This window comes from Rhodococcus sp. 06-470-2 (assembly GCF_002258235.1).
In the GTDB taxonomy this organism is placed as follows: Bacteria; Actinomycetota; Actinomycetes; order Mycobacteriales; family Mycobacteriaceae; genus Rhodococcoides.
In genome coordinates this window covers 316,076-333,604 of record NZ_NOYB01000038.1, presented here as the reverse complement: position 1 = coordinate 333,604, position 17,529 = coordinate 316,076, and the positions used below count along the sequence as shown (strand labels likewise).

The 17,529-nt window shown below is 65.8% G+C and carries 12 protein-coding genes; 5 read left to right on the top strand and 7 right to left on the bottom strand.

Annotated elements, in window-relative coordinates:
- Window positions 1-48 precede the first annotated feature (48 nt).
- On the bottom strand, window positions 49-1,869 hold the full coding sequence (locus CH276_RS22445) for a DEAD/DEAH box helicase (protein WP_256986309.1): 1,821 nt from the start codon (window positions 1,867-1,869) through the stop codon (window positions 49-51).
- 277 nt (window positions 1,870-2,146) lie between these two features.
- Here CH276_RS22445 and CH276_RS22440 point away from each other — a divergent pair, with 277 nt between their 5' ends.
- On the top strand, window positions 2,147-3,934 hold the full coding sequence (locus tag CH276_RS22440) for an AMP-dependent synthetase/ligase (RefSeq protein WP_176459378.1): 1,788 nt from the start codon (window positions 2,147-2,149) through the stop codon (window positions 3,932-3,934).
- Window positions 3,935-3,991: 57 nt separating this feature from the next.
- On the opposite strand, the gene CH276_RS22435 is transcribed toward CH276_RS22440, so the two are convergent.
- Entirely contained in the window at window positions 3,992-4,609 is a 618-nt protein-coding gene (locus tag CH276_RS22435; protein ID WP_045199264.1) for an alpha/beta hydrolase, read from the bottom strand.
- A 79-nt stretch (window positions 4,610-4,688) separates the two neighbouring features.
- Between CH276_RS22435 and CH276_RS22430 the strand changes: the two genes are divergently transcribed.
- Complete coding sequence (locus CH276_RS22430) at window positions 4,689-8,138, top strand: TM0106 family RecB-like putative nuclease (RefSeq protein WP_094629623.1); 3,450 nt, start codon at window positions 4,689-4,691, stop codon at window positions 8,136-8,138.
- On the opposite strand, the gene CH276_RS22425 is transcribed toward CH276_RS22430, so the two are convergent.
- Both CH276_RS22425 and CH276_RS22420 read right to left on the bottom strand, forming a co-directional pair.
- Window positions 8,108-9,322, bottom strand: a complete 1,215-nt coding sequence (locus tag CH276_RS22425) for an alanine racemase (RefSeq protein ID WP_094629622.1) — start codon at window positions 9,320-9,322, stop codon at window positions 8,108-8,110. The two genes, CH276_RS22430 and CH276_RS22425, sit on opposite strands and share 31 nt — an antisense overlap.
- A gap of 90 nt (window positions 9,323-9,412) precedes the next feature.
- Window positions 9,413-10,054: a TetR/AcrR family transcriptional regulator gene (locus CH276_RS22420; protein ID WP_032396501.1), complete on the bottom strand. Its 642-nt coding sequence runs from the start codon at window positions 10,052-10,054 to the stop codon at window positions 9,413-9,415.
- Window positions 10,055-10,142: 88 nt separating this feature from the next.
- Here CH276_RS22420 and CH276_RS22415 point away from each other — a divergent pair, with 88 nt between their 5' ends.
- Together CH276_RS22415 and CH276_RS22410 are read left to right on the top strand one after the other, a co-directional pair.
- Window positions 10,143-11,456 carry a D-arabinono-1,4-lactone oxidase gene (locus tag CH276_RS22415; protein ID WP_094629621.1) on the top strand — a complete coding sequence of 438 codons (1,314 nt, stop codon included), beginning with the start codon at window positions 10,143-10,145 and terminating at the stop codon, window positions 11,454-11,456.
- A gap of 61 nt (window positions 11,457-11,517) precedes the next feature.
- Entirely contained in the window at window positions 11,518-13,005 is a 1,488-nt protein-coding gene (locus CH276_RS22410) for a molybdopterin-dependent oxidoreductase (RefSeq protein WP_094629620.1), read from the top strand.
- 19 nt (window positions 13,006-13,024) lie between these two features.
- On the opposite strand, the gene CH276_RS22405 is transcribed toward CH276_RS22410, so the two are convergent.
- Both CH276_RS22405 and CH276_RS22400 read right to left on the bottom strand, forming a co-directional pair.
- Window positions 13,025-13,966, bottom strand: a complete 942-nt coding sequence (locus tag CH276_RS22405; RefSeq protein ID WP_094629619.1) for an adenosine deaminase — start codon at window positions 13,964-13,966, stop codon at window positions 13,025-13,027.
- A 10-nt stretch (window positions 13,967-13,976) separates the two neighbouring features.
- The gene (locus CH276_RS22400; RefSeq protein WP_045201077.1) at window positions 13,977-14,768 is read right to left on the bottom strand and encodes an enoyl-CoA hydratase/isomerase family protein; all 792 of its coding nucleotides are present in this window, start codon (window positions 14,766-14,768) and stop codon (window positions 13,977-13,979) included.
- An 89-nt stretch (window positions 14,769-14,857) separates the two neighbouring features.
- Between CH276_RS22400 and CH276_RS22395 the strand changes: the two genes are divergently transcribed.
- The gene (locus tag CH276_RS22395; RefSeq protein ID WP_032396497.1) at window positions 14,858-16,003 is read left to right on the top strand and encodes an acyl-CoA dehydrogenase family protein; all 1,146 of its coding nucleotides are present in this window, start codon (window positions 14,858-14,860) and stop codon (window positions 16,001-16,003) included.
- A 67-nt stretch (window positions 16,004-16,070) separates the two neighbouring features.
- On the opposite strand, the gene CH276_RS22390 is transcribed toward CH276_RS22395, so the two are convergent.
- Window positions 16,071-17,525: a DHA2 family efflux MFS transporter permease subunit gene (locus tag CH276_RS22390; protein WP_094629618.1), complete on the bottom strand. Its 1,455-nt coding sequence runs from the start codon at window positions 17,523-17,525 to the stop codon at window positions 16,071-16,073.
- Window positions 17,526-17,529: the final 4 nt, after the last annotated feature.

The following is a 17,529-nucleotide window of genomic DNA, read 5'->3' as shown; positions in this document are numbered from 1 at the left end:
CCCGAGGCCGGATCCACCAAACGCTCGCGCTGGGGTCGTGCGTGCGCGCTAGCGCTTCCCCTTGAACTTTCCGCCACCGCGTGGCCCACCGCTACGTCCGGGAGGGCCGGAATCGGGTTGCAGCTGAATCAGCACGCCACTGATACGGGTGCGGCGCAACGCCTCGACCGTCTCGTCGGCAAGATCTGCGGGCAGCTCCACCAGCGAGTGGTCGGGACGAATACTGATGTGCCCGAAGTCGCTTCGACGCAGCCCGCCCTCGTTGGCGATGGCACCGACGATGGCACCGGGAGCGACATGATGACGCTTGCCGACGCTGATGCGGTACGTCGCCATCTCCTGGCCCGTCTTGCGGTGATGCGAGCTGGCGGCATCCTCGTCGAACGTGCGCGGCGGCCGCGGCTCACGCGGCTCACGGGGTGCCCGCGGTGGGGCAGGCGGCTCCGGCTTCAACAGGAACGCTTCGCCGTCGCGCGACTGGATCGCCAGCGCGGCGGCGATGTCGACCAACGGCACATCGTGCTCGCGCTCGTAGTCCTCGATGAGCCGGCGGAACAAGGCCAGATTCTCGTTGCCGAGGCTGTCGGTGATGGAGTCCTTGAACTTCGTCACGCGCTGCGCATTGACGTCGTCGACGCTGGGGAGCTGCATCTCGGTGATCGGCTGACGCGTCGCACGCTCGATGGCCTTGAGCAGGTGCCGCTCGCGCGGTGCGACGAACAACAGAGCCTGACCGGCCCGGCCCGCGCGACCGGTACGACCGATGCGGTGCACGTAGGACTCGGTGTCGTGCGGGATGTCGTAGTTGATGACGTGCGAGATGCGGTCGACGTCGAGACCGCGAGCCGCGACATCGGTGGCCACCAGGATGTCGACCTGACCGTTCTTCAGTTGACCGATGGTGCGCTCACGCTGGGCCTGCACGATGTCGCCGTTGATCGCCGCGGCCGAGAAGCCCCGTGCGCGCAGCTTCTCGGCGAGCTCCTCGGTGGCCTGCTTGGTGCGGACGAACATGATCATGGCCTCGAACTCTTCTACCTCGAAGATTCGAGTCAGTGCCTCGAGCTTGCGCTGATGGGCCACCTGCACGTAGCGCTGGGTGATGTTCGGTGCCGTCGACGTCTTGGTCTTGACGGTGATCTCCACCGGGTCGTGCAGATACTGCTTGGAGATCTTGCGAATCGCGGCAGGCATGGTGGCCGAGAACAACGCGACCTGCTTGTACTCCGGGGTATCGGAGAGGATGCGCTCGACGTCCTCCTGGAAGCCCATCTTGAGCATCTCGTCGGCCTCGTCGAGCACCAGGTACTCGAGGCCGGACAGGTCGAGTGTGCCCTTCTCGAGGTGGTCGATGACGCGACCGGGGGTACCTACGATGATCTGCGCGCCCTTACGCAGGCCCGAGAGCTGTATGCCGTACGCCTGACCGCCGTAGATCGGCAGGATGTGCAGACCCGGAATGTGCGTGGCGTACTTGCCGAACGCCTCGGCGACCTGGAGCGCGAGCTCCCGGGTCGGGGCCAGCACCAGGGCCTGCGGTACTCGACGCGAGACGTCGAGCCGCGACAGGATCGGCACTGCGAACGCGGCGGTCTTGCCGGTTCCGGTCTGAGCGAGGCCGACGACATCGTTGCCGGCCATCAGCGGCGGAATGGTGGCCGCCTGGATGGGCGACGGCGTCTCGTACCCCACGTCACGCAGGGCCTTCAGGACCCGCTCGTCGATGCCGAGATCGGCAAAAGTGATGTCGTCACCCGTCGCCGAGGACGACTCGCTCGCGCGGACCGGATCGGAGGCGGACTCCTGAGGGGGCGAATTCGTCTCGTCCGACGTCACGGCGGCATCCTGTTCAGTTTCTGAAGTGCTCATATGTTGCACGAGTTTAGTACCTGCTCGGGCACCGCGACCCCTTCTACGCTGATCAGGTGATGAAACCGGTCACGACGGCATGCGGTGCGAGCGGCCTCACACCGGCAACCCGACGCCCGGACCCGACTGCAGGCAGTTAAGTTGTACCCCGAGTCACACTCAACTCCCTCGGACTCGCGGCAAAGTCGACAAACCGGACACCCCGGATGGTGCGCCACGGCCTCGAATGTGATGAAATGCACAACTACCACGCTATTTTTCCGTAAGGGGTCCAGCAGTGCGCGAATATTCTGTGCCGGCGTCGTTCACCATTCCTGACGACGCATCCATGGCCGACACCGTCTACAGGTACGAGAAGGAATCGCCGAACTTCGTACCCTTCCAGCGACTGGAGAACGGCAACTGGACCGACGTCACCGCAGCTCGATTCGCGAAAGAGGTCGCCGCAGCGGCCAAGGGACTGATCGCGTCCGGAATCGAACTCGGCGACCGAGTCGCCATCCTCAGCGCGACGCGTTACGAGTGGGTCGTCCTCGACTACGCCATCTGGTCGGCAGGCGGCTGCACCGTCGCGATCTACGAGACATCCTCCGCCGATCAGGCGCAATGGATCCTCGAGGACTCCGCCACGAAGCTGCTCGTCGTCGAGACCGCAGCGCACGCCTCGAACCTCAAAGAGGTCACCGAGGGCGCCAAGGATCTGCGTGAGGTTCTGCAGATCGACGCCGGAGCCATCGAGGAACTGACCACCCGTGGTGCCGGGGTCAGCGACGAGGATCTGCACGCGCGACGCCATCAGGTCAGCGCGGCATCGCCCGCCACCCTGATCTACACCTCGGGCACCACCGGTCGCCCCAAGGGCGTTCAGCTCACACACGCCAACTTCTACGCCGAGGTTCAGGCCACCCAGATCGCGCTGCACGACTCGATGAAGGAGGGCAATCGCACACTGATGTTCCTCCCGATGGCGCACGTGTTCGCTCGCGCCGTGTCGTTCGGCTCGTTCGAGTCCAAGGTGACCGTCGGGCACACCTCGGACGTGACGACGCTGGTGGATCAGTTCGCGGTGTTCAAGCCGGACTTCATCCTGTCGGTGCCGCGCGTGTTCGAGAAGGTCTACAACTCTGCCAAGCAGAAGGCGCACGACGGCGGCAAGGGTTCCATCTTCGACAAGGCCGCCGCGACGGCCATCGAGTGGAGCGAGGCCCAGGAGAAGGGCGGAGCCGGGCTCGTCCTGAACCTCAAGCACACGGTGTTCGACAAGCTCGTGTACTCCAAGCTGCGCGCCGCACTCGGCGGCAACTGCACCCGCGCGGTGTCCGGCGGCGGACCTCTCGGTGCCCGCCTCGGCCACTTCTTCCGCGGTGCAGGCGTTCCGGTCTACGAGGGCTACGGACTGACCGAGACAAGCGCGGCGATCACCGTCAACACCACCAAGGACCAGCGCGTCGGCACCGTCGGCAAGCCCATCGACGGCCACTCGGTGAAGGTCGCCGAGGACGGCGAACTGCTGCTCAAGGGACCGGTCGTGTTCAGCGGCTACTGGCACAACGAGAAGGCGACGGCAGAGGCCATCGTCGACGGCTGGTTCCACACCGGCGACCTCGGCACCATCGACCAGGAAGGCTACGTCTCGATCACCGGCCGCAAGAAGGAGATCATCGTGACCGCGGGCGGCAAGAACGTCGCCCCCGCAGTGCTCGAGGACGCCCTCCGCGCGAACGCGATCATCAGCCAGTGCCTCGTCGTCGGCGACGCGAAGCCGTTCATCGGTGCGCTCATCACCCTCGACCCCGAGGCATTGCCGGGCTGGCTCGAGCGACACGGACTCTCGGCCGACATCTCGTTCTCGGAGCTGTCGAAGAACGCCGACCTCGTCGCCGAGATCGACAAGGCCGTCGCCGAGGCCAACAAGAAGGTCTCCAACCCCGAGCAGATCAAGAAGTACACGATCCTCGAGAACGATTTCACCGTCGAAACCGGTGAGCTCACCCCCACGATGAAGCTCAAGCGCAACATCATCCACGCCGAGCGCGGCAGCGACATCGAGGCGATCTACTCGTAGATCGACCATCCGACGACGAGGGCCCGGTGCGATGCGCACCGGGCCCTCGTCGTCGGGTCAGGACATGTGATCGTCGAGGAACTCCGCCACCACCGAGGTCACCTGCAGATGGATCTTCTCGTGCAGCAGGTCGTGGCCCCCGTCCTCGAATTCACGCAGTGACGAGTCGGGAACACTGCCGATCCACTCGCGCACCGCATCGATCGGAGCCAGGCGATCGTCGACTCCGTGTACCGCGAGGATCGGAATCACGTTGTCGGCGAGATCGTTGGCCGAGCCGGTCACGGACTTGGGGGTGCCGCACAGCACCGCGCACCGAACCGCCTCGGGATGCGCTCCGAGGGCCGCGATGGCCGTGGCCGCGCCGAGGGAATGACCCATCAGGGCGAACGACAACTCGGGGTGCTCGGCTTCGGCGATGTCGAGCAACTGCAGCGCATTCTGCGCGAGGCCGGGAATCTGAGCGGCGTCGGTCAACTCACCTTCGGTGAGGCCGTGGCCCACGTGATCGACCGCCCACACGTCGACCCCGCGTCCGTTGAGGACCCGAGCGAAGCGGTGATAGTGGCCGCTGTTCTGGCCGAGACCGTGCAGAAAAACGAGACCGAAACGAGCATCGGGAACAGTCCAGTTTCGGTAATGGACAGCACCGGTGGCTCCGTCGAAAAAAGGCATTCGATCATTTTGCCTCCTCGCGACGGCATCCGCGCGCAACGTGACCGGTGCCGCTCCCGGCGGTGACTAGGGTGGGCGCGTGTTCCTCATCGGCGATCGCGTCATCTACAGCGCCAGCGACCTCGCCGCGGCAGCGTCGTGCGAATTCGGACTGCTGCGCCGACTCGACGGGCTGAGCGGACTGATCCCGCGGGCAACGGCCACCCCCGATCCGATGCTCGACCGCACCTCCGCACTGGGATTCGAGCACGAGCGCCGACAGCTCGAGACATTCCAGCGGCGGTTCCCCGGCGAAGTCCTGACGATGGATCGACCGGGGCGTACCGACCAGGAACTTGCCGACGCCGCGTGGGCAACCTTCACCGCTCTGACTGCGCGCACACCGGTGGTCTACCAGGCGACCTTCTTCGACGGACGATTCCTCGGTTTCTGCGACTTTCTGGTGGCCGAGGGCGATCGGTACGCGGTGTACGACACGAAGCTCTCGCGGCACGCCAAGGTTCCGGCACTGCTGCAGTTGGCGGCCTACGCGGACGCGCTGCGGTCCGGCGGGATCACTCCGAGCGACGAGGTGCACCTGATGCTCGGCGACGGCAGCGACTCCGTCCACTCGCTCGCTGAGATCCTTCCGGTCTACCGGCAGTCCAGGGAACACCTGCAACACATCCTCGACGAACACCACGCCGAGGGCACCGTCGTCGACTGGTTCGACCCGCGCTACTCCGGCTGCGGGCAGTGCGAGGCCTGCACGATCGAGGTGGAACAGCACCGCGACCTGGTTCTCGTCGCCGGGATGCGCGCGAGTACCCGGGAGAGACTGCTCGACGCGGGAATCGCCACGGTGGACGAGCTGGCTGCGTCGACCGGGACCGTAGAGGGCATGTCGTCGCGCACACTGACCAACCTGCGAGCTCAAGCCGAGCTCCAGGTGCGCCAGGAGCACAGCGGCGACGCCGAGTTCGAGATCTTCGACGCCGACGCCCTCAGTGTGATTCCCGAGCCCGATCCGGGCGACATCTTCTTCGACTTCGAGGGCGATCCCCTGTGGGCAGAGGCAGGCAGTTCCGAGTGGGGACTCGAGTACCTGTTCGGTGTCCACACCGCCGACGGCGACTTCCTGCCGTTCTGGGCGCACGATCGCGCGCAGGAACGACGCGCCCTGATCGACTTCCTCGACTACGTGACCACCCGTCGCGCGGCCTTCCCGAACATGCACGTCTACCACTACGCGCCGTACGAGAAGACCGCGCTGCTGCGCCTCGCCGGACGCTACGGCGTCGGTGAGGACGCGGTCGACGACCTACTGCGGGACGATGTTCTGGTCGACCTCTATCCGATCGTGCGATCTGCGGTACGCATCGGAGCCAGGTCCTACAGCATCAAGAAGCTCGAACCCCTGTACATGCCCGCCGCCCGCGACGGAGACGTCACCGACGCGGCCGCGTCGATCGTCGAATACGCGAACTGGTGCGATCTGCGAGATCAGGGCAAGGACGCCGAGGCCGCGGCACTGCTCTCCGAGATCGCCGAGTACAACCGCACCGACTGCGAATCGACTCAGCGACTGCGGGATTGGTTGCTGGCGCGCGCGTCGGATGCCGGGGTGCACCCGCGGACGACGCAACACCTCGAGCTCGAAGACGCTGCCGTGGACACCGCCAGCCCGCTCGAGCTCGAACTCGCCGAGTACGCCGGTCTGCCGTGGGAGCGCACCTCGACGCAACAGGCCGTCGCACTGTTCGCCGGTTCCATCGGGTATCACCGACGCGAACGAAAGCCGTTCTGGTGGGCGCACTTCGACCGCCTGACGCACCCGTTGGACGAGTGGGCCGACGCTGCCGACGTGCTGAAGGTCGAGCGCGCCGAACTGGTGCACGACTGGATGAAAACCGCACCGAATCAACGCGTCCTGCGACGGCAGCTCAAACTACTGGGGCACCTGAGCAACGGGGTCCTGTCGAGCTCGAAGGTCAAGCTGCTCTACGACGACCCGGCGCCGGAGGGGCTGCCGAAGCAGCAGCCGACCCATCGCGCGACCACGACGGTCGAGATCGTGCAGGCAGGGTACGAGGGCACCCTCGACATGGTGGTGGTGCAGGAGAACCTCCGCAAGGGAGTGGACGAGTACCCCGACTTCCCCATCGCCACCGCACCCGAACCGCCTCCGGCGACCAAGTACCTGGAGCAGGCGATCGTTGCGGCCGCCGCCGAGGTCGGCGCGGCACTGCCGCACCTTCCGCGCACGGCCGTCGCCGATCTGCTGACCCTGTCCCCACCCCGAACCCGTTCCGGCACAGGTCTTCCCGAGGTCCGCGCCGGGGATTACGCGACGGCGGTCACGGCGGCCCTGCTCGATCTCGATCACTCCTACGTTGCCGTGCAGGGGCCACCCGGGGCCGGGAAGACGTACACCGCTGCCCGGGTGATCGCCGAATTGGTCGACGCCCATCGCTGGCGCATCGGCGTGGTGGGCCAGTCGCATCACGTGGTCAACAATGTGCTGGACACCATCGTGGCGGCCGGCGTCGACCCGGGCCGGGTGGGCAAGAAGGCACCGACAGCCCACACCGTCGTCGACCCGGCGGAGTACTCCCGCTTCGTCACCGACGCCGAGGACGGCTGCGTCATCGGCGGTACCGCCTGGGACTTCTCCAACCCCGGCCGCATCCCGCCCGAATCGCTCGACCTCCTGGTCATCGACGAGGCCGGGCAGTTCTCGCTGGCCAACACCATCGCCGTCTCGGTGTCTGCACGTAATCTTCTGCTGCTCGGCGACCCGGCGCAACTGCCACAGGTCAGCCAGGGCACCCACCCCGAACCCGTCGACGAGTCGGCTCTGGGTTGGATCACCAGCGGTCACCCGACGCTGCCCGTCGACCGCGGTTACTTCCTGGCCACGACATGGCGGATGCATCCCGATCTGTGTGCCCCGGTGTCGGCGCTGTCCTACGAGGGCAAACTGGAGTCCAACAGTGCTGTGACACAGGCCCGTTCGCTGGAGTCGCTTGCACCTGGACTGCACACCGTGTACCTCGACCACCACGGCAATTCCACCGATTCGGTGGAGGAAGCCGACGAGATCGTCACCCGTGTGCAGACTCTGCTCGGCCGGCAATGGCGCGACCCGCAGTCCTTCGAGGGTGCGCGGCCCATGCACCAGGGCGACTTCCTGGTCGTCGCGGCCTACAACGCGCAGGTAGCCGTCATCATCGAGAGACTCGCGGCCGCCGGACTCGACGAGGTCGCGGTGGGCACCGTCGACAAGTTCCAGGGACGCCAGGCACCGGTGGTGCTGATCTCGATGGCCGCGTCGGCGATCGAGGACGTTCCGCGAGGCATGGGATTCCTGTTGTCGCGCAACAGACTCAACGTCGCGGTCTCGCGGGGCCAATGGGCCGCGATACTGATCCGGTCGCGGGCACTGACCCGGTACCTGCCGTCGACCCCGGCCGGACTGGTCACTCTCGGAACGTTCATGGGCCTGTGCGAGAACGGGATTCAGCCGAACGCCATACCCTCACCACGATAAGTGGGGACTACCTCGACGGACCCGTCGGCGTGCACCAGATGCAGGGTGTCGAACCGCTCGCACAGCTCGCCCGCCTTGGCATGGCGGAACCAGACGCGATCACCGATCCGGATCTCCCCTGCTCCGCTCACGGGAGTCTGCACCTCGCCGGCACCCTCGTTGCGCAGCAACCTCAGACCGGACGTCACCACTCCTCTGGCCCTTCTCGACCACGCGACCGGCCGCGGCGACCTCGACGCCGACGCCGGACCCGACGCGATGTAGCCACCACCGAACAGCGTCGCGATCTGCGGAGTCGGCTTGCGCACCGCGGGCAGTGCGAAGAACAGCGAGGGCTCGGCCGAGAACGCGCGATACCGATCGAAGAGCGTCGGCGCGAACAAGCCCGACCCGGCGGTCACCTCGGTGACGACCGGATCGGCCGCCGAGAAGTCGATCGACCCGGTACCGCCACTGTTGACGATCTCGATCCGACCGACTGCCGCAGTCACGGCCTCGACGACCGCCGTTCTGCGCGTGGAGATCTCACGGGACGAGAGCGACTTCATCCATTCCACCGCACGATTGGCATCGGGCACACCGGCGATCTGCGCCTCGTAGAACATCAGACCGACCACCCGGAACCCACGCGCCTGCGCCGCCCGCGCGAAGGCGGCGACCTGCTCGGGTTCGCGCAGCGGCGAACGTCGGACACCGATGTGCAGCGGCCCGATGCGCAGCGAGGCATCGACGTCGATACAGATCCGCGGCTTGAGAAGATCGCTGTCGGTGGCGTCGCGCACGATGTCGAGCTGTGCGACGTCGTCGACCATCAGCGTGATGCGTCCCGACAGCACACGATCGTTGACGACTCCGGCGAGGGCGGTGCGATCGACCGACGGGTACCCCATCAGGATGTCCTCCACGCCGTGGCGTGCCAACCAGATCGCCTCACGCAGGGAGTAGGCCATGACCCCGTTCACACCGTCGGCCGCGAGCACCCGATCCAGTACCGCCCGGCACCTGACCGACTTGCTCGCGATCCTGATCGGCACCGAATTCGCCCGCGCTCGCAGGGCCGCAGCATTGGCATCGAGGGCAGCCGAATCGACTGCAGCCAAAGGTGATTCGATCCCCTCGGTGGCAGCGGCGATACGGGACAGTGGTGTCGTGTCGGTGGTTGCGACACCGGCGATCGAGCTCATGCGGCGTATTCCTTCGTCGTCGTTGCCAGGCCTACACAGTCAAACACTCCGCAGCCCAGAAGTCCCAGCGAACATCGACCACGCCGAGTCTCAGCAGTCCACGGCCTTGCCCGCGATCAGCCCCGACAGGTCGTCGATCTGCGCCAGCACCTCGAGATCGTCACCGTCGACCAACCACCGCAGCACCAGCCCGTCGAGGGTGGCCATTCCGAAACGCGCGATCGACGCCACCGGCTCGAGCCATCGCGTCCCGGTGTGAGCGGAACACTTCTCGAAGAACAACCGGGCCTCGGAGTCTCGGATTCGGTACTGCCCAGTGGCGATCTCGGCGGCCGTTGCGGACCCGAGCGCGCGATGACGCAAGAGATAGGTCTTGATCTCGTAGGCGAGCAACTGCCGATCCGGCGACTTCTCGATCAGCAACCACACCGCGCTCAGACCGCCGTGCACCAGCTCTCGCAGACCGCGGACGCCCGGGAGTTCGCGCGTACCCACGGCACTGTCCAACGCGGCGTGCAGAATCTCGGTGACGTCGACGATGAGGTGCTCGCCCATCGCGATCACCAGATCCTGCTTGGTCTCGAAGTGGTACTGCACGATGCCCTTGGTGACCTCGGCATGCTCCGACAGAGCACGTACGGTCAGGGACTCGATTCCCACGCGCTCGGCGACCTCGATCGCAGACTGCACCAGTTGTGCGCGTCGCACATCAGCGGGCAGCCTCGATTGCATGACCCGATCCTAGGGCGCGGCCGAGTTCTGTGCCTCGGATTGATCCAGGCACGCCTCCGCGCGGTACGAGCAATGCAATAGTGATCGAATGAACGCGGGGTCGTGGCAGAACTGGGCAGGCAATCAACACGCGTTCCCGTCGGACCGCGCCGAGCCCACGTCGGTGGACGAGTTGCGCGTCGTGCTGGCCGGTGCCGCCGCACGATCTCGCACGGTGCGATGCGTCGGGGCCGGTCACTCCTTCACTCCGATCGCGGTGACCGACGGCGTCCAGATCGGCCTCGATTCGCTGCGCGGCATCGAATCCGTGGTGCACGACGACGACGGGTCGGCCCGGGTGACAGTGCTCGCAGGCACCCGGCTGCGCGAGCTGACCGCGCGGTTGTGGGATCTCGGGCTGGCCATGACCAACCTCGGCGACATCGACGAACAATCCATCGCGGGAGCCATCTCCACGGGTACCCACGGAACGGGAGGACGCTTCGGCGGCATCGCCACCCAGGTGTGCGCGGTGGAACTGATGACCGCGGGCGGCGAACTCGTGCAGTGCTCTCGTGAGGAGAACGCGGAACTGTTCGACGCGGCCCGCGTCGGGCTCGGTGCGCTCGGCGTCATCACCCGAGTCACGCTCGAGTGCGTTCCGGCCTTCGCCCTGCGGGCCGTCGAGGAGCCGTCGACGTTGCGGGCAACGCTCGCCGAACTCGACGCCACCGTCGCCGCCGTCGACCACTTCGAGTTCTACTGGTTTCCGCACACCGACCGCGTGCTGACCAAACGCAACACCCGCCTGCCCGGTGACGTCGTGCTGAAGCCGTTGGGAAAGGTGCGCTCCTACATCGACGACGAATTGCTGTCCAACACGGTCTTCGAAGGCCTCAACCGAGTGGTGACCCGCGTACCCGCACTGATTCCTCGGGTCAATGCGGTCTCGGCTCGGGCACTGTCGGCTCGCGAGTACATCGACCGCTCGTACCGGGTGTTCGCGTCGTCGCGGACCGTCAAGTTCGTAGAGATGGAATATGCGGTACCCGCATCCGAGATCGGTTGGGTGCTGCGCGAGGTGGATCGATGGCTCGAACGGTCGTCGGTGTCCATCGCGTTCCCGGTCGAAGTGCGCTTCGCCGCGGGCGACGACATCTGGCTCTCCACCGCATCCGGACGCCCCACGGCCTACGTCGCCGTCCACCAGTACCACCGCCGCGATCACCGCGAGTACTTCGACGCCGTCGAAGCCATCTGCCGCAGCGTCGGTGGCAGGCCGCACTGGGGCAAACTGCACTCCCTCAGCGGCGACGAGCTGCGCGATTGCTACGAACACTTCGACGATTTCCTGCGTGTTCGCGATTCGATGGACCCGAAGAAGTTGTTCGGCAGCGAGTACCTCGAGCGTCTGCTGTCGTGAGCGGTAATTCGTAGCAGGCTACGAAGTACCGCTCACCACGAATTCGCTTACATTGGAGCGAGTGAGCACAGGAAAACGCGCGCTGTCCGGCATCGTCGCCGCCGGAGTCGTCCTCGGTGTCGGCGAATTGATCGCCGTGCCCATCGGACCCAACTCGTCACCACTGACCGCCGTCGGGTCCTCGGCCGTCGACAACAGTCCGGCCCCGATCCGTGAATGGGCCATCGACACCTTCGGCACCTCCGACAAGCTCGCCCTGTTCGTCGGCATGGCCGTGGTGATCGGCGCGATCGCCGCGGCGGCAGGAATCGCCCGCAAGCCGATCGGTGCCGTGGTGTTCGCCGCACTGGGCATTGTAAGCGTACTCGCGGCAGTGACTCGACCCGACGCCACCGCGCTCTACGCAGTCCCGACCATCGGCGGCGTCATCGTGGGCATCGTCGTGCTGCACTCCCTCATCGGTGCCGCCGCCCCTGCGACCGAAGGCATGAACCGACGTAGCTTCCTGACCCTCGCCGCCGGTGCCGCGGTACTCGGCGTCGTTGCCGGGACAGCCGGCCGGATGCTGACCTCCGCCCGCGCCGTCACCGCGGATCGACTCGGCTTCATGCTGCCCACGCCCACTCCGCAACCCCCGATCCCGGCCGCGGCGGACCTGAAGATCGACGGCCTCGCGTCGTACATCACCCCGAACGACGACTTCTACCGCATCGACACCGCGCTGGTCGTGCCGCGGGTGGCGTCGGATACGTGGTCGTTGCGGATCCACGGCATGGTGGACCGCGAGATCGAGCTGACGTTCGCCGACCTGGCGCAGCGCCAGGCCGTGGAGAAGACGGTCACCCTTACGTGTGTCTCCAACATCGTCGGCGGCGACCTCGTGGGCAACGCGACGTGGATCGGCTACCCGCTCAAGGACATTCTCGAAGAAGCAGGCCTCACCCCCGACGCCGACATGGCACTGTCGTCGAGCAGTGACGCCTTCACCGCGGGCACTCCCCTCGAAGTGCTGCTCGACGGCCGCGACGCGCTGCTGGCCGTCGGAATGAACGGCGCACCGCTGCCCGTCGAACACGGCTACCCGGCGAGGCTCGTCGTACCCGGTCTGTACGGCTACGTCTCGGCGACCAAGTGGGTCACCGACATCGAGATCACCCGCTTCGACCGCGCGACGGCATACTGGACCGACCGCGGTTGGGGCGCGCTCGGGCCGATCAAGACGGCCTCGCGAATCGACACCCCGCGATCGGGCAGTTCCGTGCCCACGGGGAAGACGGTCATCGCCGGCGTCGCCTGGGATCAGCACACCGGTATCGACGCCGTCGAAGTGCAAGTGGACGAGGGCAACTGGGTGCCGGCCACACTGTCCGAGGAGTACTCCAAGGACACCTGGCGGCAGTGGACAGTCGAGCTGGACCTGCCTGCCGGGCAGCATGCGATCCGTGCCCGGGCCACCAACTCGGCCGGAGAGCTGCAGACCAACAAGACCGCCGACACCGTTCCCGATGGTGCCACCGGCTACCCGCGGATCTCGGTGACGGCGACCTGATCCGGACAGTCGCGCTGATCTAGACAGTCGCGAAGCTCGCGCGAATCGAGTTCTCGGCCAGCTGCTTTCGCTCGGCCGTGGTGAGACCCATTCCCGCTTCGAGGGCTGCGAAGTTGTCGTCGACGTAGCCGCCGAAGTAGGCGGGGTCGTCGGAGTTGATCGACACCGACAGGCCGCGCTCGAGCATCTGCCGCAACGGCAGCTGGTCGACGGTGTCGATCACCTTGAGCCGAACGTTGGAGAGCGGGCAGACGGTGAGCGGAATCTGTTCCTCGACAAGACGATCGACCAGTGCTTCGTCTTCGAGGCATCGCACTCCGTGGTCGATGCGCTCGACCTTCAGCAGATCCAGTGCCTGCCAGATGTAATCCGGCGGCCCTTCTTCGCCCGCATGCGCGACGACGTGCAGTCCCTCGGCGCGCGCCTTGGCGAACACGTCGACGAACAGTGACGGCGGATAGCCCACCTCGGCGGAATCGAGACCGAGCCCGATGATGGGGGCCTGCATCGCCAACAGATCGTCGAGTAGCTGGTTGGCGTGCAGCACCGGCTTGTCCCGCAGGATCGACGCAATCAGCCCACTGGTGACGCCGAACTCGCGCTCGCTGGAGGCGCACGCGTCCGCCAATCCGTCGACGACGGCCTCGAGGGGGACGCCGCGCTCGGTGTGCGCCTGCGGATCGAAGAAGATCTCCGCGTGTGTCACCCCGGCCTGCGCCGTGCGGCGAAAGTAGGCCCGAGCGAGATCGGCAAAATCCTCGGCAGTGCGCAACACGGCCATGTTGGCGTAGTACAGATCCAGGAACGACTGCAGGTCGGTGAACTCGTACTTCGCCCGCAGTTCGTCGATGTCGCTGTACGGCAACGACAATCCGTTACGCTCCGCCAGCTCGAATATCAACGGAGGTTCGAGTGACCCCTCGATGTGCAGGTGCAGTTCGGCCAGCTGATCAGTACTCACTCACCCGATGCTACTTGCCCGTGTACGTCGCCTTACCCGGACCGACCTCGAGGAAGCTCTTCACCGCACCCCGCAGATCCTCTGTTTCGAACAGGGCACCGGAGACCTCCGAGGTGACCTCGTCCGCATGGGCCACACCGCCCGAACGCCACGCTGCCACAATCTGTTTCGTCGCCGCATGGGCGACCGTGGGGCCGTCCGCCAGTCGATGCGTCAGCGCGAGCGCCGCGGCATCGACGTCGTCGTGAACCTGATTGACCACGCCCCACTCCTTCAGCGTCTGCGCGTCGTACAGGTCACCGGTCATGACGAGCTCACGAGCCCGACCCGAACCGGCCCGCTCGGCGAGGCGCTGCGGGCCACCCATCGACGGCGTCAACCCGACGACGGTCTCGACCAGACCGAACTTGGCCTTGGGACCGGCGAGAATGATGTCGCAGGCCAGCGAGATCTCGAACGCGGCGGTGAGCGTCAAACCGTGCGCGGCGTAGATCACCGGGCAGGGCAGCGCCTCGAGCGGATGAGCAATCTGTGCGAACAGACCCCGCCACAGATCGGCACCCTGTGCGGCGGACAGGCCCTCGAACACATGGACGTCGACACCTGCGGAGTTGACCTTGCCCTCGGCGCGAAGCAGCACCGCACGAGGGGGCCGCGCGACGAGGTCGGCAACGTTCGCTGCCACCGCGTCGAACATGGCCTGATCGAACAGGTTGAGCGGGCCGTGGTCGAAGGTGAGGACGGCGACCTCGGCGCCTGCCGCGGTGGTGGATCGAACGAGCGAAGTGGGTGCGTCAGCCATGGTTCGCATAGTGCCACACCGGTCTCGGACGGTTGTTACCAACGAGTATTGTGCGCAGGTAAGTCACCGTTACCGAGAGGAACAGATAGATGAAGCGCAGCCTGTTCGAGGCCGATCACGAGGACTTCCGTGCGTCGGTGCGCGAGTTCGTCACCCGCACCATCACACCGGTCGAGGAAAAGCTCGTCGAACAGCGATACATCGACCGCGAGATCTGGCTCGAAGCAGGTCGCAACGGATTCCTGGGCCTCGAAGTGCCCGAGGAATACGGCGGCAGCGGAGCCGAGGACTACCGATTCAACGCCGTCCTCGCCGAGGAACTCGCCCGCTCGAGTGCCGCGGTGGCGTCGTGCTTCGGAATTCACGTGGACATCGTCGCTCCCTACCTGGTCAAGCTCACCACCGAGGAGCAGAAGAAGCGCTGGCTGCCCGGCTTCTGCAGCGGCGAGATCCTCACCGCGATCGCGATGACCGAGCCGTCCGGCGGCTCGGATCTCGCTGCGCTCAAGACCACCGCCGTCAAGGACGGCGACGACTTCATCATCAACGGTTCGAAGACCTTCATCACCAACGGCAACTCCGCGGACCTCGTCATCGTCGCCACCCGCACCACGCCGGAGAAGAAGGCCAAGGGCATCACGCTCTTCGCCGTCGAGAACGGCACCGAAGGATTCTCCCGTGGCCGCAAGCTCGACAAGGTCGGTCAGCCCGAGTCCGATACGGCCGAGCTGTTCTTCGAGAACGTTCGGGTCCCGAGCTCGAACATGATCGGCGAGTTCGACGGCGGCTTCATCCACATGATGCAGCTGCTCCCCCAGGAACGCATCAGCTGCTCGGTCGCCAACCTCGGACACGTGCGCCCGATCCTCGAGGAGACGCTGCAGTACGCCAAGGACCGCAAGGCCTTCGGCCAGCAGATAGGTTCGCTCCAGTGGAACAAGTTCCTGCTCGCCGAGCTCGTCACCAAACTGGATGTGGCACAGGCCTATATCGACAACTGCATCGCCGCGCACGGCATCGGTGAGCTGACGGCGATCGACGCCGCCAAGGCGAAGTGGTGGAGCTCGCAGGTACAGAACGAGATTCTCGACCACTGCGTCCAGTTGCACGGTGGCTACGGCTTCATGAACGAGTACCGCGCCGCCCGCGCATGGAAAGACGCTCGCGTGACGAAGATCTGGGCCGGATCGAACGAAATCATGAAGGAACTGATCGGCCGCGATCTGGGCCTGTAGTGCGCTTCGCGCAGCGGTGCGGATAAGTGCCGCATGGGGGACCCAAACGCACCACTGCCGCAAGCACTTACTTGAACGCCGGCCGAGCGTAGAAGCAGACCGCGATCATGCCGACGATCAACACCGCGGCGGGCAGGATCAGAGACTGGGCCATGGCGGTCGTGAAACCGTCACGCAGCATCTCGGGCACCCGGCCGGCGAATTCGTTTGCCCCCGAGGCAGATCCACCGGTGGGCAGTTCGGCGGCCAGGCGAGACTGGATGAGCGCGCCGATGCCCGCACTACCGAGCACGGAGCCGATCATGCGGGTGGTGTTGTAGATGCCCGAGCCTGCGCCGGCCTGACTCATCGGAAGATTACGAGTTGCCGTGGCCGCCAGCGGAGACCAGATCAACGCGTTGGCCACGCCCATTGCGGCGACGGGGAGCAGCAGCTTCCAGATCGCCGTGGTGGGTGTCATCTCGTACGCGAACCACAGCAGTGATGCGGCCAGGATGAACAATCCCGAACCGGCGATGTAGCGCGGATGTGTCCTGTCGACGAGCTTGCCGACGTTGGGTGCCAGAATGCCGGTCAGCAGTGCCATCGGCACGAACAGTAGTGCCGATCGGGTCGGGGTGAGCCCGGTGACGCTCTGTGCGTAGAACATGATCGGCAACATCATGCCGGACATCGCGAAACCCATTGCGGCGATGCCGATATTGGAGAGCGAGAAGTTACGATCACGGAAGAGCGCCAACGGGACCAGCGGTTCGCTCTTGTTCACCGACTGCCAGTAGACGAACCCGGCGAAGACGAGTAATCCGACACCGATCAGGATCCAGATACCTGTCCCCCAGTCGTACTTCTGCCCTTCCTGAATACCGAAGACGATGCAGAACAGTCCGACGGCACTGAGTGCGACACCGAGCAGATCGAACTTGTGGTCGTTGGTGGGCAACACCGGAACGAACTTGAGCGCCAACGCAATTGCAACTACACCGACCGGCAGATTGATGAAGAAGATCCACTCCCAGCCGAGTGAGTCGACCAGGACGCCGCCGAGGATCGGACCGACGAGTGTCGCCACCCCCGCGACGGCACCCCACGCTCCCATGGCCGTTCCGCGCTTCTCGGCGGGGAACACCCGGGTGATCACGGCCATCGTCTGCGGGGTGATCATCGCAGCGCCGAGACCCTGCACGGCACGCGCAGCGATGAGCATCTCGATGGATCCGGACAGCCCGCACCACGCCGACGCGAGGGTGAACACGACCAGACCGGCGATGTAGAGGTTTCTGGGACCGAACTTGTCACCGAGTCGTCCGGTGACGAGCAACGGCACGGCGTAGGCCAGCAGATACGCGCTGGTGACCCAGATGACGTTGTTGATGTCGGTGTTCAGGCCCGCGAGGATGGCCGGCTGAGCGACTGCCACGATGGTGGTGTCGACCAGAATCATGAAGAAGCCGAGGCACAGTGCCCACAGGGCGGGCCAGGGTTCGATCGCCTTCTGCGGCGGAGCGGTCTCGACGGCGTTCATACTG